The sequence below is a fragment of the Nocardia terpenica genome (assembly GCF_013186535.1).
Classification (GTDB): Bacteria; Actinomycetota; Actinomycetes; order Mycobacteriales; family Mycobacteriaceae; genus Nocardia; species Nocardia terpenica.
This window is the reverse complement of record NZ_JABMCZ010000001.1, coordinates 813,935-838,255: the sequence shown is the minus strand read 5'-3', so window position 1 is coordinate 838,255 and position 24,321 is coordinate 813,935. Positions and strand designations below refer to the sequence as shown.

Genomic DNA, 24,321 nt, shown 5'->3' with positions numbered 1-24,321 from the left:
AGACGCTCTCGCAGGTCCGAATTGGGTGCGGGCGCAAGTGCGCCACTGCGAGACTGAAACGGTGAATACCGCCGTAGTCGTCGCGCTCGCGGGGATGGTGGTGATCGCGGCGGTAGGTTTGCTGGGTCGCCGCACGCCCGCCGTCGACCTCGCCGAATGGTCCGTCGCCGGAAGGCGATTCGGCGCGGTCACCATGTGGTTCCTGCAAGCCGGGGAGACCTTCACCACCTTCGCCTTCCTCGGCCTCGCGGGCCTGGCGTTCTCCGGCGGCGTCGCCGTCACCTATGCCCTGCCCTATACCCCGCTGGCGTGCGTCGCCTGGTATTTCATCGGGCCGCGGCTGTGGCGGCTGGGGCGGCGGCACGGGTACCTCACCCAGGCCGATTTCTACGAGCATCGCTACGACAGCAAGGCGCTGGGCACGCTGGTGGCGCTCTCGTCGGTGCTGTTCACGCTGCCGTATCTGCAGGTGCAGCTCACCGGGCTCGGGCTGATCATCGAATTGGTCACCGGCGACAGCGGTTCCGGTGTCTGGGCCGAGGTCACCGGGACGGTGCTGACGGCCGCGTTCGTGCTGTGGTCGGGCCTGCGCGGGACCGCGGCCACCTCGTATCTGAAGGATGCGCTGATGCTCGCCGCGGTGGCGATCGTGGCGGTGGCGGTGCCGCTGCATTTCACCGGCGGCATCGGGCACACCTTCGGCGAGATCACCCGCCTGCATCCGGCGATGCTGACCCTGCACGCCGGGCCGAACGATCAGGTGTGGTGGATCACCAGCATGCTGGCCAGTTTCCTCGGCAGCGCCTTCTTCACGCTGCCGGCGCTGTGGCCCCCGTTGCTGTCGGCCCGCAGCGCGCGCAGCCTGCGCCGCAACTGGATGATGCTGCCGCTGTACCAGATTGTTCTGATCTTTCCGATCGTCATCGGCTTCGCCGCCATCCTGGTACTGCCCCGGGGCGCATCGGCCAATGGCGCGCTGCTGACGCTGGCGGGGCGGGCGCTGCCGCCGTGGCTGCTCGGGCTGATCGCGGTGGCGGGTGCGTCGGCGGCCATGGTGCCCGCGTCGGTCATGGTGCTGGCCATGTCGTCGAATCTGGCGCGCAATGTGATTCGCGTCCGCGGCCCGCGCGCCCGGCTGCTGACCAATCACGGCGCGGTCCTGCTGATCCTGGCATCGGCACTGATCCTGGACCTGATCCGGCCGAACGCGCTCGCCAATCTGTTGCTGATCACCTTCAGCGGCCTGATCCAATTCGCCCCGGGCCTGGCGGCGGGCCTCACCGAGCGCCCGCTGCTGAGCAAGGCGGCCGTCCTCGGCGGCATCCTCGCCGGGGAGGCGTTCGTCGTGTGGGCGACCTTCTGGAAGATCGACCTGGCAAACGTGAACGCGGGCCTGCCCGCCCTCGGGCTCAATATCGCGGTCGCGGCGATGATCGAAGCGGCGGTGCGGATTTCGCGTCAGTCGAGTACGCCCGACCGCCCACACCCGCATCCCCCGGCCGCCCGCGCAACCAGCGCCCCCACCAACCGCAACGCGGTAGCCTCATCCACCGCCCCGTCCCGCAACACGGCCACCAACTGCCGAGTCACCCGGACCACATAATCCGAATCCACCAATTCCCCACCCGCCCCCCGCATTTCATACTCGATGGTATCGGCCGCCAAATGATTCCCCGCAGCCCGCAACTCCTCCACCCGCCCCACAATCGCCTCCACCCCATACACCGCCGCGATCTCCCCCAACCCACGAGCCCCCAATTGGCGTCCGATCAGCAACCGCCTTCGCTAGAAACGACATTCGCCGAACTCATCAAGATAAGGCATCCGTCGCCAGATGGTCAACCCATATGAAAGACCGTTGGATCTCATAATTACGTATCAGTCTAAATCGGATCTTGGTACGGTCCTGGCCATGCGTTGCAATCCGGCGCGGTCGGGCTTGCCACTGCCGACAATGGGAATCTCGGGCAGGATCAGCACCACTTCGGGCGCGTATGCTCCACCCAGTTCGGAGCGAACCCAGTCGGCCACGTCGTCGGTCGACAGATCGTGCTGTGGGGGCGTGGGAACAATTGCGGCACCCACCTTTTCGTCGTTGTCGACACCGTTCGTGACGCCGAAGACGACGGCCTGCTGGATGTGTGGATGCCGGTGCAGTACGTTCTCCACCTGGACCGGGTGTACCTTGTCGCGCGCAAGGATGACGTCCTTGCTGCGGCCGACAACGCTGAGATATCCATCGGTGTCGAAGAATCCGAGGTCGCCGGTGATGTACCAGCCGTCACGGATTACCTGGGCGGTGAGGTCCGGGCGCTTGTAGTAGCCGGACATCACACCGCTCGTCAAACCGCTTCCGCGCACCCAGATCTCACCGGTGGCCCCGATGCCGAGCGGTTGCCCCTCGCGGTCGCGGATGCTCACCTGCACGCCGGGCACCGGACGGCCGACGGTCGTCAGCAATTCCGGCCGCTGGTGCTCCTCGGGGCTGAGCAGGGTGATCTGCCCGAATTCGAATGTCCCGTATCCCTGGGTGATGATCGGCCCGAAACGCCTCAGCGCCTGCGCTATCCGCTCGGGTGTGCTGGGCGCGCCGGCGATCGTGAGCGAACGCAGGCTGGACGTGTCGGTGGATGCCAGGCCGGGGTGGTCCAGCAGCCGGTGCAACATGGCCGGATGCATCCAGACGTACTGGATCTTCTCTCGCTCGATTGCCGCCAGTACATCGCCGGGGTCGAATCCGTTCTCCTGCAACACCACACGCCCGCCTGCGGCCAGAACTACCTCGGCTATCGTCCCTCCGAGATGTCCGATGGCCGTGCACAGCAGTTGCGTCATGGCGAAGCCGGGTAGCACGTCCGGGGCGAAATAGGCAGGCGCGACGGCGGTGTGGGGAATTCCCTTCGGCGTCCCGGTGCTGCCGCCGGTGAGTCGAATCGAGGCCAGATCCTCGGGGCGGGCCTGGATCTCGACCGGCTCACCGGACTCGGCCGCGGCCGCCTTCGCCAGATTCACCGCATCAGGGTGATCCCCGAGCGCCAGAGCCGCGGTGCCCGGCACCTGTTTCACGGCCGCCAGTATCCGGTCGGCATCGTGATCGGGCCGGAAGACGGCCGCCGCCGCACCAACGGTGCGCAGCATCTCCACCAGTACCGCCGGTGCCAGATCGTCGTAGAGAACGGTGGTGGCGCAGCCGAGCGCATTGGCCGCGAACCGCAGCGCGAAGGTATCCGGATGGGCGCCTGTCGCCAGCGCGATCACATCACCGCGCTTCAGTCCCTGGGCGCCGAGGGCGCGTGCCAAACGGTAAGTGCGGTCGAGCAGTTCACCATAGGTCGAATCACCACCCGCATGAGTGATCGCCACCTGCTGGCGGCGCTGCGCAAACGCCGTAAGGGCGACGCGGACCATCGTTGTCTCGGCTGCAGAGCTCGTCGTCATGGTGACCTTTCCAGGCGTTCAGCGTCGAGATGCGTCCACTGGATGTAATGCGTTCTCCTCGATGATTCCGCCGCGTTCGGCTTGTTCCAGGCGGTAGACGACGTCCAGGAGGTCCATGATCTGGCGGCCTCTTCTCGCCTGCGCGCATCACTTCTCCGGCACCGAATATTTCGACCTCGACCCTTGTCAATCGAACTCGAACGAAGGTCGTTGATGATGGTTGAAGCACCCGGGTCTCAGGGTAGGCCCGCCGCTCGGCGCGAGTCAACCGGCGCGACCACCGGATTACCGGCTTGACCATTGTCGCGATCGCTGCTCCGAGACCCGGCCGACCGTCCCTCTCGGTGGGACGGAACAGGCTGCGGCAGTTGACAATTAGATTAGCTTCTACCACAGTGGCCGTGGGCACTCCGCGCTGGGTACCGGAGCCGTGGGCTTGCAACAGTCACTCCGACGGCCGGGCCGGCGCGAGCGAAATCGGGGCGGTATCCGGGAGTATGCCGCCGCCGACCGAGTGCCGGTGACACCAGGGGGAGGTCGCTTCATGCAGGGCAACGACGGCCGGCAGGGCAGTTGCGTTGTGTCGCAACAGAAATCGGCGTCGTGCCTGGTACCGATCAGCTCGCTGCTACCCGCGGACTCCCCGCGATCGAAGGGTGAGGACGACGGGCACGTGCGCCTGCTCGCCGAGTCGAATGCGGTCCTGCCCCCGATCCTCGTCCATCGCAGTACCCTGCGCGTGATCGACGGCATGCATCGGCTGCGCGCGGCCCGGCTGCTCGGCAGAACCGCCATCGAGGTCGAGTTCTTCGACGGCAGCCGCGACGACGCGTTCGTCCGGGCGGTCGAGGCCAATGTCACGCACGGACTTCCGCTGTCGCTACCGGATCGTAAGGCGGCGGCCGAGCGCATCCTCGCCGCGCACCCCGAGTGGTCCAATCGGGTCATCGCCGGAATCACCGGGCTCGCCGACACCACGATCGGTGCCATTCGGCGCCGTCCAACCTCAGGATTCCAGCAGTCGGACACCCGGGTCGGCGTGGACGGGCGGATCCGCCCGCTCAGTGGCGCCGCGGGCCGGCTCCGGGCCCGCGACATCATCGTCGCCCGCCCGGAGGCATCCCTGCGCGAGATCGCCGAGGCGGCGGGCATTTCCCCGGAGACCGCCCGCGATGTGCGCCGGCGAATGCGTCGAGGCGACGACCCGCTGCCGAACCGAATGCGCGACGCGAAGTCGCAATCGGCATTGTCTCGGCGTCGGCCGGTCACACCGACGGCCATGAATCTCGAGATCGCCCTGGACAAACTGCGCCGAGACCCCTCGCTGAGATTCTCGAAAGCGGGCCGATCCCTGCTGCAGTGGCTCGGCGTCCATCAGATCGATCCGGACAATTCGAAAGATTTCCTGCGGGCGATTCCGCCGCACTGCACCGCCACCGTCGCCGAGTTGGCCCGGGGATGCGCGGAAAAGTGGGCGCAGATCGCCGAGGAACTCGACGAGCAGTCCTAGATTCTGCAATCTTCGACCCGAAACCTGAAACATACCACCGACAATATAGTTGAACATTTCACCACCCGGCTCATCGTAAAGTTCCGGAATTCCGAAGCACACTTAGGCGCGGACCTGACCGAACCTGGACTACAAATGAGTGGAACCTACTGTTGGGAACCTGTTTTCAGGGGGTCGAAGTGACTGTTGCCGACCAGCGACAAAGCTACCGGGGCGAATACAATGACGAACTCTACTGGGAGCGCGTGGACCGCAATCTCGGCTGGCTCGGAAATACCCTGCCCGAACAACGCGCGCGACAGGAGCGGCTACGGGATTCCGTCGTCGGCATCGTCGGCACCGGGGGCATCGGCGGCGCGGTCGCCCTTCGGCTCGTCCGCATGGGGGTACGGAATCTGAAACTGGCCGATCCCGATACCTTCGAGATCTCGAATATCCAGCGCCAGCTCGGCGCCGACCTGCACACCGTCGGCCGGAACAAGGCCGAGGTGGTGGCCGAGCAGGCCTTCGCCCTGACCGAGGACGTCAACATCGACGTATTCCCGGACGGTCTGACACCCGATACCGCCGTGGAATTCGTCGACGGTTGCGACTACGTCATGGACCAGATGGAGTTCTTCCAGATCAAGAACCGCTATGCCCTGCACCGAGCGTACCGCGCATCGCAGCGGTGCCGATTCATGCTCAACATACCCACCGTCGGGCATACGGTGATCGTGTTCAAATACACCCGGGACTCGATGCCCATCGAGGAAGTGTACGGGCTCGACGAAAACGCCGAGCTCACCCCCGAGACGGTACGGCGGCTGATGGAACGCATCATGCCGAAGATTCCGGCCTATCCGAGCCGGGCCGCCCTCGATCACTGGTTCGTGGACATGCATCGAATGCCGATCTTCGGCGCCTGCCCGCCGCTGGCGGAAGGCATTCTCACCGAACTGCTCACCCAGGAAATTCTGGACATCCCCGGCCGGGCCGTCCTGCCCGTGCAGCCCGGATACGCGATTTTCGACACCGTGAACTGGAAGGCCGAACTGGTGCAGCGGGCGGGGTGGGCCGGATGAACAACCGAATCCGGGTGATCCTGCTGTCGGAGATAAACTCCAAGCTGGGCTCGCCGTTTCTGGCGCTCCTGGCCGGGCATCCCGACGTGGACCTGGTCGGCGTGGTCACCTCACGACCGGGACGGCTGTGCTCGTATTTCGTGCACGATTCGGATCAGGTGGACCTCGAGGCGCAGGCACGCGACCTCGGCGTGCGCGTTTTCCGGCCCGTCGACGTCAATGCGCCCGAGATGATCGATACCCTGGTCGAGCTTCGGCCCGACTATCTCATCGTCGGCAACTACCAGCAGATACTCAGACCGGCGCTGCTGGCCGTGCCCGCGGTCACCGCGGTGAACTTCCACCCCAGCCCGCTGCCGCGCTACGCCGGTCTGGCCCCGTTCTTCTGGATGGTCCGCCACGGCGAGCGCGAGGGCGGGGTCACCGCGATCGAGGTGGACGCGGGCGTCGACACCGGGCCGATCATCATGCAGCGGCGCATGCGGCTGACCGGGCGGGAATCGGCCGTCGAACTGCGCGGCATGCAGGAGCGCGAAAACGTGCGGATGCTCGCGGAACTCGTTCCGCGCCTGGCCGATCGGTCGTTCACCACCACGCCGCAGAATCCGCGGGAGCGCAGCTACTTCGGCCGCCCACGTCCGGCGGACTACCTGATCAATTTCGAGTCCCGCGCCGAAGACATCCGGCGGATCGTGCGCGCGGGCTACCGCCACCCCGGCGCGCACACGTTCCGGTCGGACGGAGTGCGGATCGTCCTGCTGTCGCTCGACGACTCCGATATCGGCGTGCGCCTGCCGCTGGCGCGTACCGGCACGGTGCGCCGGGTGGGCGGCGCCTGGCTCGTGGCGGCGAACGACACGTGGCTGCGCATCCGCACCATCGAGAACCAGGGCGCCGAGGTCCGCGTGGACCAGCATCCGGGACTGCTCCCCGACGGGGTCACGCTCGGCGCCCGGGTGCCCGAGGAGGTGGCCGGATGATCGTGGTCATGCGCCCGGACGCCGGTGACGCGGATATCGAATCGGTTGTCGGCATGGTGAATTCGGCCGGTGGGACGCCGGTGGTGAGCCGCGGCAGCAGTCGCACCATCATCGGCCTCGTCGGCGACATCGAGCGGTTCGAACGGCTGCCGCTGGTCAGCGCGGCCGGGGTGGCCGAGGTGATCCGGATCTCGGCGCCCTACAAGCTGGTGACCCGCGAGGGCCACGCGACGCGATCGACCGTATCCGTCGCCGGGGTACCGTTCGGGCCCGGCCGGTGCACGCTGATCGCGGGACCGTGCGCGGTCGAATCGCCCGAGCAGATGCTCGACGCGGCGCTGCTGGCGAAGGCCGCCGGCGCCACCGTCCTACGCGGCGGCGCGTTCAAGCCGCGCACCTCGCCCTACTCGTTCCAGGGGCTGGGCCGGGCGGGCCTGCGCATCCTCGCCGACGTCGGCCGGGAGACCGACCTACCGGTGGTCACCGAGGTGCTCGACACCCGGGACGTGGATGTGGTTGCCGCGCATGCCGATATGATGCAGATCGGCGCGCGCAATATGCAGAACTTCGCGCTGCTGGCGGCCGTCGGCGCGGTGGGCAAACCGGTGCTGCTCAAGCGCGGCCTGTCCGCCACGATCGACGAGTGGCTGCTCGCGGCCGAATACGTCGCCCACGCAGGCACTTTGGATATCGTGCTCTGCGAGCGCGGCATCCGCACGTTCGAGACCCGGACCCGAAATACGTTGGACATCAGCGCGATTCCGCTGGTGCAGCGGCTGTCCCACCTGCCGGTCGTCGTGGATCCCTCGCACTCGGGCGGAGATCGGGATCTGGTGCTGCCGCTGGCGCGCGCGGCGGTCGCCGCCGGGGCCGACGGCCTGATCGTGGACGTCCATCCGACGCCGCACCGGGCGCTCTGCGACGGCATGCAGGCCCTGGGCCCCGACGAGGTGGACGCACTCACCGACGTCGTGCGCATGCTGTCGCCGACCCTGGGGCGCACCGCGACGGCGAGCTGGGACCCGCCCGGCGACGCCGCGGCCGAGCCGCCCGACGGCGCCGACCGCATCGCCGGGCTGCGCCGCGAGATCGACGCGATGGACACCCAGATCCGTGATCTGGTCCGGCGGCGAACCGCGGTGTCCCGCAAGATCGTTCATACCCGGGTGGCGAGCGGCGGTGAGCGGATCGCGCACCGCCGCGAGGAGCACGTGCTGCGCCGATACGGCGAATTGGGGCCGGGCGGGCAGGAATTGGCGGCGGCGCTGCTCCGGCTCGGCCGCGGTCCGCTGCCCGCGCTGCCGTCGGCCACCGAGTGACGACACCATGGACTCCAGCACGACCACGGTCTGCATCGTCGGACTCGGACCGCGGGGCCTGTCGGTGTTCGAACGCCTCTGCGCCAACGCCCGAGACCTGCTCGGCCCCGGCGCGCGCCTGCACATTCACCTCGTCGATCCGCATCTGGGCCGAGGCAGCCGGGTCTGGCGGACCGATCAGCCGCCGCAGCTGCTGATGAATACCGTCGCCGCGCAGATCACGATGTTCGTCGACGAGAGCGTGTCGTGTGCCGGACCGATCGTGCCGGGCCCGAGCCTGTACGAATGGGCGCGATTCGTCGCGCTGGTCGATCCGTTTCCCGGGCTTCCCGAGCACGTCCGCGCCGAGGCCGCGACGCTGGGCCCCGACACCTATCCCACCCGGGCCTTCTACGGGCGCTACCTCGCCTGGGTGCTGCGTCATCTGACCGACACCGCTCCCGCGGACATCGCGATCACCCCGCACTGCCGCACCGCGATCGATGTCGCCGACGACGACGAAGGCCGCCAGATCGTCACCCTCGCCGACGGAACGACGCTGCCCGGCCTGGACGCCGTGATCCTGACGCTCGGGCACACCGGCACGCGGCCGACCGACCGGGAGCGGGCGCTCGCCGACTTCGCCGGACGCCGCGATCTGCTCTACGTGCCGCCCGGCAATCCCGCCGACGTCGACGTCGATCGCCTGGCCCCGGGACAACCCACCGCGCTGCGCGGTCTCGGGCTCAACTTCTTCGACTACATGGCGCTGCTGACGACCGGGCGCGGCGGCAGTTTCACGCGCGGATCGGACGGGCGGCTGCGCTACGAGCGCTCCGGGCTGGAGCCGATCTTGATCGCGGGATCGCGCCGCGGCGTGCCCTATCATGCCCGCGGCGAGAATCAGAAGGGACCGCACGGTCGGCACACGCCGCTGTTCTTCACCGCGCCCGTGATCGACCGCATGCGACGCCGGGCCGACCGCGGCGAACCCGTCGCCTTCGATGCCGACGTCTGGCCGATCATCGACCGCGAGGTGCGCGCGGTCTACTACTCGACGCTGATCGCCGATCGGCGCTGCCGGTGCGACGCGGACGCCTTCCTGCACTCCTATGTCGCCCACGCGGAGCTCTCGGGCCACCCACGATCGTCGAATCCCTTGAGCCACCACGAGTCTCCGGCGGAAGCCGCGCTCCTGGAACGGTTCGGGATCTCGGCGGCGCAGCGGTGGGACTGGCACCGGATCGCGTACCCGTACGACGAGCGGAGCCTCACCGGCGTCGCCGAGTTCCGGAGCTGGCTGCTGGACTATCTGGAGCGTGACGTCCGCGCGGCGCGGCGCGGCAATGTCGACGGCCCCCTCAAGGCGGCGCTGGACGTACTGCGGGACCTGCGCAACGAGATTCGGCTCGTCGTCGACCACGGTGGCCTCGGCGGCGACTCCTATCGCGACGAACTCCAGCGGTGGTACACGCCGTTCAACGGATTTCTCTCCATCGGCCCCCCGGTATCCCGGATCGAGGAGATGATCGCGCTGATCGAGGCGGGCGTGCTCACCGTCGTCGGACCGGACGTGACGATCGAATGTCCGGACGACGGCGACGGATTCCGCATCCGGTCCCCCGCGATACCCGGCTCCGGGTACCGCGCGACGGCCCTGATCGAGGCTCGCCTGCCCGACACCGACATCCGGCGCACCACCGATCCCCTGCTGCGACGCCTGCTCGCCCGCGGGGAGTGCGCGCCGCACCGCATCCCGATTCGCGGCGGCGGGTACTACGAAACCGGTGGGCTGGCCGTCACCCAGCGCCCCTACCACGTGCTCGACGGGAACCGCCGTCCCCATCCGCGCCGGTTCGCCTTCGGCGTGCCGACGGAGACGGTGCACTGGGTGACCGCCGCGGGCATCCGGCCGGGCGTCGACTCGGTCATCCTCGGCGACGCCGACTCGGTGGCCCGGGCGGGCCTGACCGCCTCCCGGCTCGGCGCGTCGGCCCTGTCGACCGGCTGAATCCATTCCACCGCAAGACATTCCACAACGAGACGAGAAACCATGACGAACGACGGAGTGCTCGAATACGCCGACACCGGGCTGCTGTCGCCCGGATGGGCCGACACCGATGTCGGCGAACTCCTCGACGACCGGGCGTGGGTGCGGGCCATGGTGGAGGTCGAGGTCGCCCTGGCGCGGGCGCAGGCCCGGTGCGGGATGATTCCCGCCGAGTCGGCGCGGGTCATCGCCACCGCGGCCGACGCCGGGCGCATCGATCTCCGCGCGCTCGTCGCGGGCGTCCGCACGACGGCGAACCCGGTCGTCGCGCTCGTCGCCCAGCTGACCGCCGCGGTCGCGGCGCTCGACACCGGCGCCGCCGATCACGTCCACTGCGGCAGTACCAGTCAGGACATCCTCGACTCGGCCATGATGCTGCTGTGCGCCCGAACGCTGCGGCGCGTCCTCGACGATCTGCGGCGCGCCGCGGGGGCGGCCGCGGGGCTCGCCGACCGATACCGCGGCACCCCCATGGCCGGGCGGACCCTCACCCAGCACGCCGTGCCGATTACGTTCGGCCTCAAGGCCACCACCTGGCTGCAACTGCTGCTCGACGCGATCGATCGGGTGCGCCGCGTCCTCGACGGCGGGCTGCCCGCCGCGCTGGGCGGCGCCGCCGGAACCCTTGCCGCGTACCAGGAATACGCGAACGGCGCGGGAGCCGACGGCTCGATCGAACTCGCCGCGGCGTTCGCGGCGGAGCTCGGCCTGGCCGAACCGCTCGTCCCCTGGCACGGCGCGCGGACCCCGATCGCCGACGTCGCCGCGGCGCTCTGCGTCGCCACCGGCGCCCTCGGCAAGATCGCCGCCGATGTCCAGGTGCTGACGCGCAACGAGATCGGCGAGGTCGCCGAGGCCACCGCCGCGGGTCGCGGCGCGTCCTCGGCGATGCCGCAGAAACGAAATCCGGTGTACGCCACCATGATCGCCACCGCGGCCCGCCAGGTGCCGCCGTACGCGCTGGTGCTGTACCAGTCGATGATCGTGGAGGACGAACGCTCGGCCGGGGGCTGGCACGCGGAGTGGCAGCCGCTGCGGGAAGCCCTGCGGCTCACCGCCGGTGCGGCGCGCAATGCCGTGGAGCTGCTGGCCGGATTGACCGTCTTCCCCGAGCGGATGCGCGCCAACCTGGCGCTGACCGCGGGCGCGGTGGTGTCCGAACGGCTCACCGTCGCACTCGCGCCCGCCCTGGGCCGACGCGCGGCGAAAGAGCTTCTGGCACAGGCGACCCGGCAGTCGGGCACGACCGGTCGCGACCTCGCCGACCTGCTCACCGAGTCGGCGCGTGCGGCCGGACACCAGCTCGATCGCGACCACCTGCGCGAGCTGATCCGGCCCGAGACCTACCTCGGCGCGGCGGAGGCGCTGGTCGAGCGCGCACTGCGCCGATACCGCGCCGCGAGCACAGTTCGGTGAGCGCCGAGCTGTTCCAGACCTACAGTCGGAGCCGATCCTTCTCCACGGCACCGATTTCGAACAGACGAGAGGTGAGCCGATGCAGTCCGGCATGGGCAACAGGCCGTTGACGATCCCGGAGATGATCGTGCCGCGGGCCGAGCGATTGTTCGCCGAGCGGCCCGTCGTCACCCGATTCCCGACCGGCATCCACCGCGGCACCTGGGGCGAGGTGATCGGCCGGGCCAGGAGACTGGCCGGTGCGCTGCGCAGCCTCGGCGTGCGGCCCGGCGACCGGGTGGCCACCTTCGCGACCAGCACCCACCGGCACGTGGAGGCGTACTTCGCGGTCACCTCGATCGGCGCGGTCCTGCACACCATCAATGTCGGTCTCGACGCCGAACAGGTCGCGTACCTGGTCGAGCACGCCGACGACAGGCTGGTGCTGTGCGACCGCGGCCTGCGCGAATCCTGGTGGCGCGCCGCGGATTTGCTGCGTCACCGCCGACTCGAGATCGTGCTGCCCGACGGCACGGCCGACGACTCCGACGACCCGGGCGACTACGAAAAGCTGCTCGCCGCGGCCGAACCCGTCGTCGACTGGCCGGAGATCGACGAGAACGCGCCCGCCCATCTGAGCTATACCACCGGCACCACCGGACGGCCGAAGGGCGTGCTGTTCAGCCACCGCAGCACGGTGTTGCAGAGCATGTGCAGCGGCCTGGCCAACGCCAAATCCTTTGCCGCGACCGATATCCTGCTGCCGCTGGTGCCGTTGTCGTTGAGCCAGGTGGGGCTGCCGTTCGCCGCCGCCATGCAGGGCTGCGGCCTGGTGCTGCCCGGCGCCGACCAGTCCCCCGCCGCGATCTGCGAGCTGATCGCGACCGAACGCCCCACCGTCGCCGACGGTTTCGGCGCGGCCCTGCCCGGCCTGCTCGACCACTGGCGGCGCACCCGGACCGATCTGTCCTCCCTGCGGGAATACCTGTGCGGCGGTTCCCCGGTGCCCCGGGCGCTGTCGCGGGCGTTCGCCGAGGAGGTCGGCGTGCCGATCGTGCAGGTCTTCGGCATGACCGAGACGAGCGGGCACGGCTGCTTCGACCGCCTGCCGCAGGAGGCGGGCGACGCGCCGGACGAGCAGACCCTGCGCTACTACCTGACCTCCCAGGGCCGTCCGGCGCCGATGGTCGAGATGCGGCTGGTCGACGACGCGGGCGCGGAGCTGCCGTGGGACGGCCGCGCCATCGGGGAGCTACAGATCCGTGGCCCCTGGGTGGCCGCCGAGTACTACCGCGACGGCGCCCGGCCGGACACCTTCGACAACGGCTGGCTGCGCACCGGCGACGCGGCGCGCATCGATCGGCTCGGCTATCTGCGCGTGGTCGATCGGATGAAGGACCTGGTGCGCTCCGGCGACGCGCTGATCTCCACCGTCGAGTTGGAGGAGCAGCTCACCGGCCACCCGGGCGTCGCGGAGGCGGCGGTGGTCGGCGTGCCGCACCCCGAACTCGGCGAACGGCCCTGGGCCACCGTGGTTTCCGTCCGAGACGCCGCACCGGCGCCCACCGCGGCCGAGCTCGTCGACCACCTGCTGACCAGGGTGCCGGGGGCATGGCTGCCCGAGCGCATCGTCTTCGCCCCCGCGCTGCCGCGCACCAGTGTCGGGAAGGTCGACAAGAACGCGCTGCGCCGACAATTCGCCGCCGATCCGTCACCGGCGTCCTGACCGGATGCCACGGAAGGAGAAATACAGATGACCAGCACAACCAGCGCCGAACGCGTGACGGGCGCCGAGGTCCGGCGCCGACTCGCCGAGGCGGGCCACCGGCTGCCCGTCGCGTGGAAGCTTCCGGAGCGGATCGCCATCCCGTCCAGCCTGATTCGCGTCATCGACAACGAGGTGTTCGTCTCCGGGCACGTCCCCATCGACGCCGACGGCGAGGTCGACGAGGTGTCCGGCCGGGTCGGCGCCGAGGTCGACCTGGCGGGGGCGCAGCAGGCCGCGATCAAGACCCTGCTCGGCATCCTGGCCGATCTGGAACGCGAGATCGGCGACCTCGGCCGGATCCGGGCCTGGCGCCGGCTGTACTGCATGGCGAGCGCCACGCCCGAGTTCACCGATTTCCCAGGGGTTTTCAATCCGGCCTCGCAGCTGCTGGTGACCGCGTTCGGCCGGGAGATCGGCACGCACGCGCGGGTGGCGATCGGCGTGGCCGGTCTGCCGTGGAACAAGCCCGTGGAGATCGAGGCCCAGCTCGTGCTGCACGCGCAGTCCGCCGAGTGACGGCCGCGCGACCTCGAAACACCGAGAAAGGGGAGGGTTTTCGTGACAGCCGAACTGTCTGTCTTCGCCGTGGGGGATGTATTCATCGACCGCGCCGCGCCCACCGGCGCATTCCACGCCGCCGGTGACGCGCTCGCCGACGGCGACATCGTCTTCGGCAACTGCGAGGGCGTCTTCAGCGACGCCTGGGAGCGGGCGCCGAGTTCCGGATCGCCGGTGGTCACGCGCGCCGCGAACGCCCGGGCGCTGGCGGGCGGCCGGTTCACGGTGATGTCGCTGGCCAACAACCACAGCGTCGACGGTGGCCACGCGGCCCTGCTCGGCACCCGAAAGGCGCTGCTGGACCGTGGAATCCAGCCGGTCGGGGCCGGTGAGAACATCGTGGAGGCCCGGACCCCGGTCGTGGTCGACGGTCCGCCGCGCGTCGCCTTCCTGGCGTATGCGGCGGTTTTCCCGCACGGGTACGAGGCTCGTCCCGGGGTGCCCGGGCTCGCGCCGATCCGGGCGCACACGCACTACTCCCCCTGGGAACTCAACGAGTGGAACCCGGGGCTGCTGCCCAAGGTCACCACCACCGCGTTCCCCGAGGACGTCCGCGCGCTGCGGCGCGATATCGAGGCCGCCCGCGAGCGCGCCGACGTCGTGGTCACCAGTTTCCACTGGGGCGATTTCACCCGGCCGTTCGTGCTGACCGATCACGAGCGCCGCACCGGCCCGCCTCGCCATCGATTCCGGCGCGGACGCGGTCGTCGGACACCATCACCACATGCTCCGCGGCGTCGAGTTCTACCGGGGCAAGCCGATCTTCTACGGGCTCGGCCATTTTCTGTTCGACCTGCCCGGACTGCCCGAGCGGCAGGCCAGGGACGGCTACCTCACCGCGGCCGCGCCGGAGGACGAGTTGGCGCTCACCCGCCGATTCGGCGAGTACCGCATTCGGCCGCGGGAGGACTACCCGCTGCTGCCGTTCCACCCCGACTCCCGCATGACCGGTATCGCCGTGATCCGGGTCCGGGAGGGCGCGGCGGCGGACAACGTCGTCTCCGCCGGGTTCCGACCCGCGGTGATCGACCGGGCCAACGAGCCGATCCCGTTCGCCGCCGACAGCCCGCAGGGGCAGCGCGTGGTGGAGTATCTGCGCCGCTGCTGCGCCGAGGAACTGCTGCGAACCGAACTCGTTCGGCCGCAACCGGATTCCGGTCTTCCCGACGACGCCATCCAGTTCGTGTCCCATGCCTGACCAGCGCCGCAAGCCCGAGGAGAACGTGGAGTCGCTGCGGTCGTCGGCCCTGCGCCGCAGGTATGTCGGCCCCGATATCGCCGTCGTCGCCCGCCTGCTGGCCGACAAGACCAGGGTCACCATGATCAGCGCGCTGGTCGGTGACGAGCCGATGTCGGCCAGCCAGCTCGCCCGGATCGCCGGGGTCTCCCGGGCGACGGCGAGCGAGCATCTGGGGCAACTGGTTCAGCGCCGGTTGCTCAGCGTGGAACGCCGGGGTCGGCACGCCTACTACCGGTTGGCGAGCGCGGATGTCGCCACCATCCTGGAGGCGCTCGCCGCGCTGGCCCCGATCCCGTCGCCGAATTCGCTGCGCACCGCGCGGCAGTTGGACGAATTGAACGAGGCGCGGATCTGCTACGACCATCTCGCGGGACGACTCGGGGTGGCGCTGGCGGACGCGCTGCTCGCCCAGGGGCTGATCTATGTCGACGGCGACTCGCTGAGCGTCGATCGGTTCCGCTGGGACGAGTTCGCGCCCCTCGGGGTGCGTTGCGGCGATGTGCCCAAGACCGGACGACCGCTGGTGCGCCCCTGCCTGGACTGGAGCGAGCGGCGCTACCACCTCGCCGGCACGCTGGCGTCGATGCTGACCGCCGAACTGCTGGATCGCGGGTGGATCGTCCGGCCCCGCCTCGGCGACCGGATCGTCCGGGTCACCGAGGAGGGCGCGCGGCGATTGTACGAATCGCTCGGCGTGGATCCCGACGCCGAGCCCTTCGGCCCGGACCGCGCGGCGTCCAGCGAAAACGACTGGCGCTGAAGGAAAACGGAACGCTCGACTCTAGGGGGTGCTTGTCGTGAAAATGTTCGACACCGAAAGCCGGACGGCGGCTGCCGGACCGCCGACGGGCCACGAGGTTCGGCGTGGCAGAGCGGCGTTGCTGATCCTGCTCGGCGGCCTGTCCGCGATGGCGCCGTTCTGCATCGATATGTATCTGCCCGCGCTGCCCCGGATCAGCGCGGAGTTGCACAGCAACGCGTCCAGCGTGCAGACCACCCTGACCGCGTGCCTGGTGGGACTGGGTGTCGGCCAGCTGATCGGCGGGCCGATCAGCGATGTGCGGGGGCGGCGCGGCCCGTTGCTGGTCGGCATGACGGTGTTCGCGCTCGCCTCCCTGGTGTGCGCGTTCGCGCCGTCGGTCGGGGTGCTGGTCGGCGCGCGCCTGGTGCAGGGCCTGGCGGGTTCGACGGGGATCGTGATCGCCAATGCGGTGGTCCGCGACCTGTTCACCGGGGATACGGCGGCACGGTACTACTCCCGGCTGATGGTGATCAGCGCGCTCGGTCCCGTGCTTGCGCCGATCGTCGGCGCCCAGTTGCTGCGCGTGGTGTCCTGGCGCGGAATCTTCGTGGTGCTGGCCGTTCTCGGCGCCGTCTTCGTGATCGGCGTCCTCGCCATCCTCGGCGAGACCCTGCCCGGCGAGCAGCGGGTGTCCGGGAGCCCCGGGCAGTTGCGGGCGGGGCTGCGCGCCCTGGTCGCCGACCGCACCTTCGTCGGCGTGCTGTGCGTGGCCGGTATCGCCTTCGGGACGCTGTTCGCCTACATCTCCGGCTCGCCCTATCTGCTGCAAGGCCGGTTCGGGGCGTCGGCGCAATTGTTCAGCCTGCTGTTCGCCCTCAACGCGATCGGCATCGCCACGGCGGGCTGGATCAACGGCAGGGTCGTCGGAAGGGTTCGCCCGCAACACATGCTGAGCTGGGGCATCGGCGGCCTGGTCGGGGCCGGGGCCGGGCTGCTGGTGGTGGCGCTGACCGGAACGAGCGCCCTGGTCGCGGTCTGCGTCCCGCTGTTCGTGCTCGCCTTCAGCATCGGCCTGCTGCTGCCCAACTGCATGACGCTCGGGGTGGCCGAGGCGGTCAACGCGGGCAGCGCGGCGTCGCTGATCGGCCTCACCCAGTACGTGTTCGCGGGAATCGTGGCGCCGTTCGCGGGGATCTCCAACGGACATTCGGCGCTGCCGATGGCGGTCCTGGTCACGAGCCTCGCGGTCGTGGCCGTCGCCGTCCGGCCGCTGGTCCGCAAGCAAGAAGTAGAAGGAAGTGGGAAATGAAGCAACGTCTGCTCGGTGCACTGCCGGTCTCGGAGATCGGCCTCGGATGCATGGGGATGTCGCAGTCGTACGGGCCGTCCTCCGACGACGAGTCCGTCGACACGATCCGGCGCGCCATCGATCTGGGAACGACCTTCCTGGACACCTCGGATATGTACGGATACGGCAACGGGCACAACGAGACCCTGATCGGCAAGGCCATCGCGGGACGCCGCGACGAGGTGGTGCTCGCCACCAAGTTCGGTATCCGCGGCTGGACCGAGGACCGCAGCTTCGTGCTGAACTCCTCGCCGGAGTACGCGCGCCAGGCGTGCGAGGACTCGCTGCGCCGACTGGGTGTCGACGTCATCGACCTGTACTACCTGCACCGGCGCGACCGCAGCGTGCCGATCGAGGAGATCGTCGGCGGCATGAGCGAATTGGTGCGGGCGGGAAAGGTGCGCTACATCGGCCTGTCCGAGGTGAACGCCGAGACCCTGCGCCGCGCGCACGCCACCCATCCGATCACGGCGCTGGAGAGCGAGTATTCGCTGTTCGAGCGGTACGTCGAGGATTCGATGCTGCCGACCTGCCGGGAGCTGGGCATCGGCCTGGTGGCCTTCTCGCCGCTGGGCCGGGGATTTCTCACCGGAACGGTCCGCGACCTGTCCGCTCTCGCCGACGACGACTATCGGCGCACCGATCCGCGATTCCTCGGCGACAACCTCGCGCAGAACCTGCGGCTGCTCGACCGGGTCACCGAGATCGCGGCCGAGATCGGCGCCACCACCGCCCAGGTGGCGCTGGCCTGGCTGCTGACCCGGGACGAGCACGTCGTGCCGATCCCGGGCACCAAACGGCTTCGCTACCTTACCGAGAACGCCGCCGCGTCGGAAATCTCGTTGAGCGAGAAGCAGATTCACCTACTGACCACCGCTATGCCAGCGGGTTCCGTTGCGGGAGAACGGTATCCGGAGGGCATCATGCGGACCGTCGACGCCTGACGGGGCCGCACGGTGAATCTCGACGCCCGCGAGCTCCGCACCGTGCTGGGCCATTTCTCGACCGGCATCACCGTCGTCGGCTGCCGACGCGGGGATCGGGTGTACGGCGCCACGGTGAACTCCTTCACCGCCGTCTCGCTGGATCCGCCCCTGGTGCTGGTCGCGCTGGACCGGGCCAGCCGCGCGGGCCGACATCTCGGCGAGGGCGACTACGTGATCAATATTCTGTCCGAACATCAGCGCGACCTCGCCCTGCACTTCGCCGGACGACCGATGCGCGGACCGATCCCCTGGTCGGACGGCGACGGCCCGACGCTGGCGGACACCCTCGGCCACCTCGTGTGCGAACCGTGGCGCAGCTACGACGGCGGCGATCATCTGCTGCACGTGGGGCGGGTCCGCGAGTTCGAGGTGCGGGGCGGCCTCCCGCTGCTGTTCTACCGCAGCGGATTTCATCGCCTCCGGCCCGCGTCGACGGCGATGCCGTGGCACGGCTCGCTGGACGGTCCCGCCAATGTGCTGCACATCGAGCCGGTGCTGCCGGCGACGACAGGAAGTGTGACATGACCACAACAGAACGCGATTCCGCCGACCGGGCGGACGATCCGATGCCGCGAACCCGGCCGCTGACCGGGGCCGAGTACATCGACAGCCTGCGCGACGGCCGCGAGGTGTGGGCGTACGGGGAGCGAATCACCGACGTGACAACGCATTCCGCCTTCGCCAACACGATCCGCATGACCGCCCGGCTCTACGACGCATTGCACGATCCGAACCGGCGCACCGAGCTCACCGTGCCCACCGACACCGGCAGCGGGGGCCGCACCCACCCGTTCTTCCGTGCGCCGCACAGCATCTCGGATCTGCGGCGCGATCGCGACGCGATCGCCGCGTGGGCCCGGATGAGCTACGGCTGGATGGGCCGCAGTCCCGACTACAAGGCGAGCTTCCTCGGCACGCTGGGCGCGGACCCCGACTTCTACGGGCAGTTCGCGCCGAACGCCCGCCGCTGGTACGCCGAGTCGCAGGAGAAGGTCCTGTACTGGAACCATGCCGTGATCAACCCGCCGGTCGACCGCGATCAGGCGCCCGACGAGGTGGGCGATGTGTTCGTGCATGTCGAGCAGGAGCGCGACGACGGGTTGGTGGTCAGCGGCGCCAAGGTCGTCGCCACCGGTTCGGCGATCACGCACTACAACTTCATCGCCCACTACGGGCTGCCGGTCCGCAAGCGCGAGTTCGCGCTGGTGTGCACCCTGCCGATGGATTCGCCGGGGTTGAAACTCATCTGCCGACCGTCGTATTCGGCGATGGCCGATGCGATGGGCAGCCCGTTCGACTATCCGCTGTCCAGCCGGCTCGACGAGAACGACACCATCTTCGTGCTGGACCGGGTGAAGGTGCCGTGGGAGAACGTCTTCATCTACGGCGACACCGAGAAGGCCGGTACCTTCCTCAACAACAGCGGATTCATTCACCGGTTCACCTTCCACGGGGTGACCCGGCTGGCCGTCAAGTTGGATTTCCTGGCGGGGCTGCTGCTCAAGGGGGTGGAGGTGACGGGGACCAAGGATTTCCGCGGCATCCAGACCCGGGTCGGCGAGGTGCTGTGCTGGCGAAACCTGTTCTGGGCGATCAGCGATGCCATGGTGTGTCACCCGGTGCCGTGGCACGATGGCGCACTGCTGCCCAACCTGGACTACGGCCTGGCCTACCGGTGGTTCATGACCATCGGGTATCCGCGGGTGCGCGAGATCATCCACCAGGATCTCGGCAGCGCCCTGATCTACCTCAACTCGCACGCTCGCGATTTCCGGGAACCGGCGCTGCGCCCGTACCTCGACCGGTATGTGCGCGGATCCAACGGTTACGACGCCGTGGAGCGGGTGAAGCTGATGAAGCTGATCTGGGACTCGGTGGGCACCGAATTCGCCGGACGCCACGAGCTGTACGAGCGGAACTACTCCGGCAACCACGAGAACGTCCGGGTCGAAGTCCTGCTGGCCCAGCAGAATTCGGGTCAGGTGGACGGCTACAAGGGTTTCGCGGAGCAGTGCATGGCCGAATACGACCTGGACGGCTGGACCGTCTCGGACCTGATCGGCCCGAACGGTTCCCGGCGGGGGTGAGGACGAATTGTCAGTCGACTGCGTGCATCACATCACGCTCCGCTGCCGCGACGTGGCCAGAACCAGGCACTTCTACGCGGAGGTGCTGGGCCTGGTGACCGACCAGCCGACGGCGGATTCGGCGCTGTACCGGGTATTCGTCGGCGAGACCGCGATCCTGCTGCGCCCGCCCCTGCAGGGAACCGAATCGGGCGATCGGTTCAGCGAATACCGCATCGGCATGGACCATCTCGCCCTGCGGGTGTCCGAACGGCAGGAACTGACCGGCATCGTGGAGCGGCTGGCGGCGGCGGGAGTACCGACGTCGGGCATTCAGCGCCATCCGTGGCGCCCGGCCGAATTCGTCTGTTTCCGCGACCCGGACAATGTGCAGCTCGAGTACTATCTCGATCTGCCCGGCGAGAGTTGGCCCTCGCCTGCTACTCCCGCACCGCCGTGAGCGCATACAGCAGTGGCACACGGACATCGGTGGGTGGCAGCTTCCACCATCCGCTCTGCTCGTCGCGAACCATGCGCTTCCAGCGGGGCCAGGGCAGGAGCTCGGTTTCGCGGAGGCGAGTGATGGTCAGGCCCGCCCCGACCAGGGCGGTGACCACCTCGCCGATGCCGTGTGCCCATTCGTATCCCCGGGCCGCGTCGGGCGGGAGCGCGGGGCCGTCGGTGTAGGTGTGGGTGCCGTCGTGCTCGATGGGGCCGCGGCCCTCGAGATAGTCGTGGCGCAGCACCAGGTCCGGCTCGTCCGGGCCGGGTTTCGGGCCCAAAGCCGTCAGCAGCGGGTGGAATTCGACGACGTACACCCGGCCGCCGGGGCGGAGCAGGGCCGCGACCACCGCGGCCCAGCGGGGCAGATCCGGCAGGTAGCACAGCGACCCCTTGCCGGTGTACACGATGTCGAATCGGCGGGCGCCCAGGGCCGTCACCGCGTCGTACACGTCGGCCCGGACGTAGTCGACCGCGGCACCGTGCCGGTCGGCGATGCGGCGGGCCTGCTCGACGGCCCGCTCGGAGAAGTCCAGGCCGACCGCGCGGGCGCCGCGGCGCGCGAACGCGATCGTCTCGGTGCCGAGATGGCATTGCAGGTGCGCCAGGTCGCGGTCGGCCAGCGATCCCAGATCGTCCCATTCGAAGGGCGCGAACCACCACTCCGCGGGCGCGTCGTAGAACCGCGACACGGCGTGGATCGGGGTGCGCGCATCCCAGTTGCGTTCGTTGGCGCGCATGAGTGCGATCGTTTCCTGGTCGAACTCGCTGTCCATGCGGGTGGCTCCTTCACCGTTGTCGTAGTGTCAGAACTGAATTGCAGTCCTGACAAAGGGTGGCGATGGCTGACGCACCGAGCGAGGAGCAGACCGACGGTCAACTGCTGCGCGGTCTACGGGAACGCTCGGGTCTGTCGCTGGCGCAGCTGGCCGAGGCCGCGCACTACGACAAGGGCTACCTGTCGCGGTTGGAGAACGATCGGCAGCCGCTGTCGGAGGCGGTGGCGCAGGCGTGCGACCGGGTGCTGAAAACCGGTGGCGCGCTGACGGCCCGGGCGAAGGCCACCGCCGCCCGCGTCGCCCGCCGCGACGCCCTGCCGGTGGCCCAGCTCCCCGCCGCGCCGTCGGCGCTGGTGGGCCGCGCCGCACAGCTGACGCGTGTGATCGAGCTGCTGACCGTCCACGATCGCGAATCGGGTTCGGTGCCGGTGGTGTGTGTCGACGGGCCGCCGGGGGTGGGCAAGACCGCGCTGGCACTGACCTGTGCGCACCGGATCGCGGGCACCTTCCGCGGTGGAGCGCTGTTCGCGGATCTGCGCGGATACGGCGGCGTCGGCCCGGCCAACCCCGCCGAGGTCCTCGACGGATTCCTGCGCGCCCTGGGTGTGCACCCGAACCGCATTCCGTCCGGCCTCGACGAGCGGTCCGGATTGTTCCGCTCGGCCGTGCACGGCCGGAAAATCCTGATCGTGCTGGACAATGCGGGAGACAGTCGGCAGGTGCGGCCGCTGCTGCCGGGGTCGGCCGACTGCGCGGTGCTGGTGACCAGCAGGCAGCGGCTGACCGGATTGCTGGTTGCCTCGTCATCGGCGGCCGCCGTGACGGTGAGCCCGCTGGGCCCCGACGACGCCCGCGTGCTGCTGCGCCAGGTGATCGGCGGGCGCGCCGCGGCCGAACCCGCCGCCGTCGCCACCGTCGCCCGCCGGTGCGCGTACCTGCCGCTGGCATTGCGCATCGCCGCCGTCCGGATGGCGACCTATCCGCATCGCACCATCGCCGATCTGGCCGACGACCTCGCCGTCGAGCACGAGCGGCTGGACGTGCTCAGCGCCGCCGAGCCGGAGGTGCGGGGCGTGTTCTCCTGGTCGTATCAGGCGCTGCCCGCGCACGCGGCCCGGATGTTCCGGCTGCTGGGCGTGCATCCGGGCACCACGTTCGGGACCGGCGCCGCCGCGGCGCTGGCCGGGCTCACCGAATCGGTGGCCAAGCGCGAGCTGGACACCCTGGTCACGGCGCACCTGGTCGAGGAGACCGGCCGCAACCGGTACCGCCTGCACGATCTGCTGCGGGTGTACGCGGCCGAGCTGATGCGCGCGGAGGACTCCGGCGCCGACTACGCGGCGGCGGTGCGGCGGCTGGTGGACTGGTATCTGGCCAGCGTGGACGCCGCCATGAAAACCATTGCCCCGCAACGCCCCCGCATCGAGTTGACCCCGCCGGTCGAGGGCGTGAACCCGGCGCGTTTCGACGGCGACTACGACCGCGCCATGCGCTGGTGCGATACGGAGCTGTCGTCGATGGTGGGCGTGACCCGGCTGGCCGCCGATCACCGCCTGTACGACCAGGCGTGGCAGCTGCCGGTGCGGGCGATCTACTACTTCCTGTTCCGCTGCCCGTGGGACGAGTGGATCGCCATGCACGAGATCGGGATCGAGGCGGCGCGGGCCGGGGACAGCACCTACGGCTACGGCGTGTGCTCGAGCAATCTCGCCGAGGCCCACCGCCGCCGCGGCGAATGGGATATCGCGGAACGGCTGTTCCAGGAGGCGCTGGCGGTGTGCCCCGAACAATACGACCGCGGCTGGGCGCTGGCGGGCCTGGCGTTCACCCAGTTCGACCTCGGCAACTATCCGACCGCGGCGGAATACCTGCATCGGATGAACGACGTGTTCGCCGAGATCGACGTGGTGTACGGAGTGGCAACGGCCTGTGCGCATCTCGGCGACGTCTACCGCGAACTCGGCGACCTCGACCGAGCCTGGTACTACGGCCGCCGCGGCTGCGACCTGTTCGTCTCGATGAACGACCGCCAGGGCCAGGGCTACGCGCTGCCGAGACTGGCCCGCACCGCGCGGCGGCGCGGCGACCACGCGGCGGCGCTGGCGCTGTGCGCGGAAGCCGAGGCGGCCAGCCACGAGACCGGCGACCGCTGGGGCGAGGCCGACGCCCTGGAGGTCCGCGGCCTGATCCTGCGGGAGACCGGCGACGAGCGGGCCGCCGTCGATGCCCTGACCCGCGCGCTGGAGATCTTCGAGGGCCTCGACGACCGCCGCGCGACCCGGCTCCGCGCACATCTGCGGCGCGCGGACAACCCGTAGCGATCGAGGCGGGACACCCATGATCGCGACGCTACAACGTCGCGCCACCGCCGGTGCCTACCTGCACCTTCCGGGGAGTTGCCAACCGGATAGGCAACCGCAGACGCCTGTTCCCCACCGATAGCCGTCCCCGATAGTGGATGGTGAGCAACCGAACACAGTGATAGATCGACACCCGGATTTCCACGTGGTGCACCGACTCGCAGTGAGGGGACGAGTCGGCATATCACTCGGAATTCCAGGCAGACACCAAGGGCCACGCCGGGACCGAAGCCCCTGA

19 protein-coding genes and 1 pseudogene are annotated in these 24,321 nt (G+C 69.4%); 18 read left to right on the top strand and 2 right to left on the bottom strand.

The genetic code is table 11. The features are described from left to right. Positions 1-61: 61 nt before the first annotated feature. Positions 62-1,603, top strand: coding sequence for a sodium:solute symporter family protein (locus tag HPY32_RS03695; protein WP_197696414.1), 1,542 nt, complete (start codon positions 62-64; stop codon positions 1,601-1,603). Positions 1,604-1,878: 275 nt separating this feature from the next. Here the strand turns inward: HPY32_RS03695 and HPY32_RS03690 are convergent, their stop codons facing one another. Then, positions 1,879-3,438 (bottom strand): class I adenylate-forming enzyme family protein, encoded by a 1,560-nt coding sequence (locus tag HPY32_RS03690; RefSeq protein ID WP_082870967.1) that lies wholly within the window; start codon positions 3,436-3,438, stop codon positions 1,879-1,881. A gap of 544 nt (positions 3,439-3,982) precedes the next feature. On the opposite strand from HPY32_RS03690, the gene HPY32_RS03685 reads away from it, so the two are divergent. From HPY32_RS03685 to HPY32_RS03615, 16 genes and pseudogenes are all read left to right on the top strand, one after another. Beyond that, positions 3,983-4,948: a ParB/RepB/Spo0J family partition protein gene (locus tag HPY32_RS03685; protein ID WP_082870966.1), complete on the top strand. Its 966-nt coding sequence runs from the start codon at positions 3,983-3,985 to the stop codon at positions 4,946-4,948. Positions 4,949-5,127: 179 nt separating this feature from the next. After that, complete coding sequence (locus HPY32_RS03680) at positions 5,128-6,012, top strand: ThiF family adenylyltransferase (RefSeq protein WP_067583311.1); 885 nt, start codon at positions 5,128-5,130, stop codon at positions 6,010-6,012. Next, the gene (locus tag HPY32_RS03675) at positions 6,009-6,992 is read left to right on the top strand and encodes a methionyl-tRNA formyltransferase (RefSeq protein WP_156674231.1); all 984 of its coding nucleotides are present in this window, start codon (positions 6,009-6,011) and stop codon (positions 6,990-6,992) included. The genes HPY32_RS03680 and HPY32_RS03675 overlap by 4 nt, the downstream gene beginning before the upstream one ends. Continuing rightward, on the top strand, positions 6,989-8,311 hold the full coding sequence (gene aroF / locus HPY32_RS03670; protein ID WP_067583304.1) for a 3-deoxy-7-phosphoheptulonate synthase: 1,323 nt from the start codon (positions 6,989-6,991) through the stop codon (positions 8,309-8,311). The genes HPY32_RS03675 and aroF overlap by 4 nt, the downstream gene beginning before the upstream one ends. Before the next feature lie 7 nt (positions 8,312-8,318). Continuing rightward, positions 8,319-10,301 carry an FAD/NAD(P)-binding protein gene (locus HPY32_RS03665; RefSeq protein WP_067583301.1) on the top strand — a complete coding sequence of 661 codons (1,983 nt, stop codon included), beginning with the start codon at positions 8,319-8,321 and terminating at the stop codon, positions 10,299-10,301. Positions 10,302-10,343: 42 nt separating this feature from the next. Beyond that, positions 10,344-11,756: a class-II fumarase/aspartase family protein gene (locus tag HPY32_RS03660; protein ID WP_067583298.1), complete on the top strand. Its 1,413-nt coding sequence runs from the start codon at positions 10,344-10,346 to the stop codon at positions 11,754-11,756. 79 nt (positions 11,757-11,835) lie between these two features. Continuing rightward, positions 11,836-13,461 carry a long-chain-fatty-acid--CoA ligase gene (locus HPY32_RS03655; protein ID WP_082870965.1) on the top strand — a complete coding sequence of 542 codons (1,626 nt, stop codon included), beginning with the start codon at positions 11,836-11,838 and terminating at the stop codon, positions 13,459-13,461. 27 nt (positions 13,462-13,488) lie between these two features. After that, entirely contained in the window at positions 13,489-14,019 is a 531-nt protein-coding gene (locus tag HPY32_RS03650; protein WP_067583295.1) for a RidA family protein, read from the top strand. 42 nt (positions 14,020-14,061) lie between these two features. Continuing rightward, positions 14,062-14,676 (top strand): annotated as a pseudogene (locus HPY32_RS46465) (CapA family protein); the annotation flags it as partial. 37 nt (positions 14,677-14,713) lie between these two features. Further along, positions 14,714-15,259 carry a CapA family protein gene (locus HPY32_RS03645; protein ID WP_171982801.1) on the top strand — a complete coding sequence of 182 codons (546 nt, stop codon included), beginning with the start codon at positions 14,714-14,716 and terminating at the stop codon, positions 15,257-15,259. Beyond that, on the top strand, positions 15,252-16,061 hold the full coding sequence (locus HPY32_RS03640) for an ArsR/SmtB family transcription factor (protein WP_082870964.1): 810 nt from the start codon (positions 15,252-15,254) through the stop codon (positions 16,059-16,061). The genes HPY32_RS03645 and HPY32_RS03640 overlap by 8 nt, the downstream gene beginning before the upstream one ends. Positions 16,062-16,104: 43 nt before the next feature. Next, entirely contained in the window at positions 16,105-17,352 is a 1,248-nt protein-coding gene (locus HPY32_RS03635) for a multidrug effflux MFS transporter (protein WP_067583292.1), read from the top strand. Further along, on the top strand, positions 17,349-18,335 hold the full coding sequence (locus HPY32_RS03630; protein ID WP_067583289.1) for an aldo/keto reductase: 987 nt from the start codon (positions 17,349-17,351) through the stop codon (positions 18,333-18,335). The genes HPY32_RS03635 and HPY32_RS03630 overlap by 4 nt, the downstream gene beginning before the upstream one ends. Before the next feature lie 12 nt (positions 18,336-18,347). Then, positions 18,348-18,902, top strand: coding sequence for a flavin reductase family protein (locus HPY32_RS03625; protein WP_067583286.1), 555 nt, complete (start codon positions 18,348-18,350; stop codon positions 18,900-18,902). Next, on the top strand, positions 18,899-20,464 hold the full coding sequence (locus HPY32_RS03620) for a 4-hydroxyphenylacetate 3-hydroxylase family protein (protein WP_082870963.1): 1,566 nt from the start codon (positions 18,899-18,901) through the stop codon (positions 20,462-20,464). The genes HPY32_RS03625 and HPY32_RS03620 overlap by 4 nt, the downstream gene beginning before the upstream one ends. Before the next feature lie 22 nt (positions 20,465-20,486). Further along, complete coding sequence (locus tag HPY32_RS03615; RefSeq protein WP_067583283.1) at positions 20,487-20,903, top strand: VOC family protein; 417 nt, start codon at positions 20,487-20,489, stop codon at positions 20,901-20,903. Here HPY32_RS03615 and HPY32_RS03610 read toward each other — a convergent pair. Beyond that, entirely contained in the window at positions 20,884-21,720 is an 837-nt protein-coding gene (locus tag HPY32_RS03610; protein WP_067583280.1) for a class I SAM-dependent methyltransferase, read from the bottom strand. The genes HPY32_RS03615 and HPY32_RS03610 overlap by 20 nt on opposite strands. Before the next feature lie 65 nt (positions 21,721-21,785). On the opposite strand from HPY32_RS03610, the gene HPY32_RS03605 reads away from it, so the two are divergent. Then, positions 21,786-24,041 (top strand): ATP-binding protein, encoded by a 2,256-nt coding sequence (locus HPY32_RS03605; protein ID WP_156674228.1) that lies wholly within the window; start codon positions 21,786-21,788, stop codon positions 24,039-24,041. Positions 24,042-24,321 lie beyond the last annotated feature (280 nt).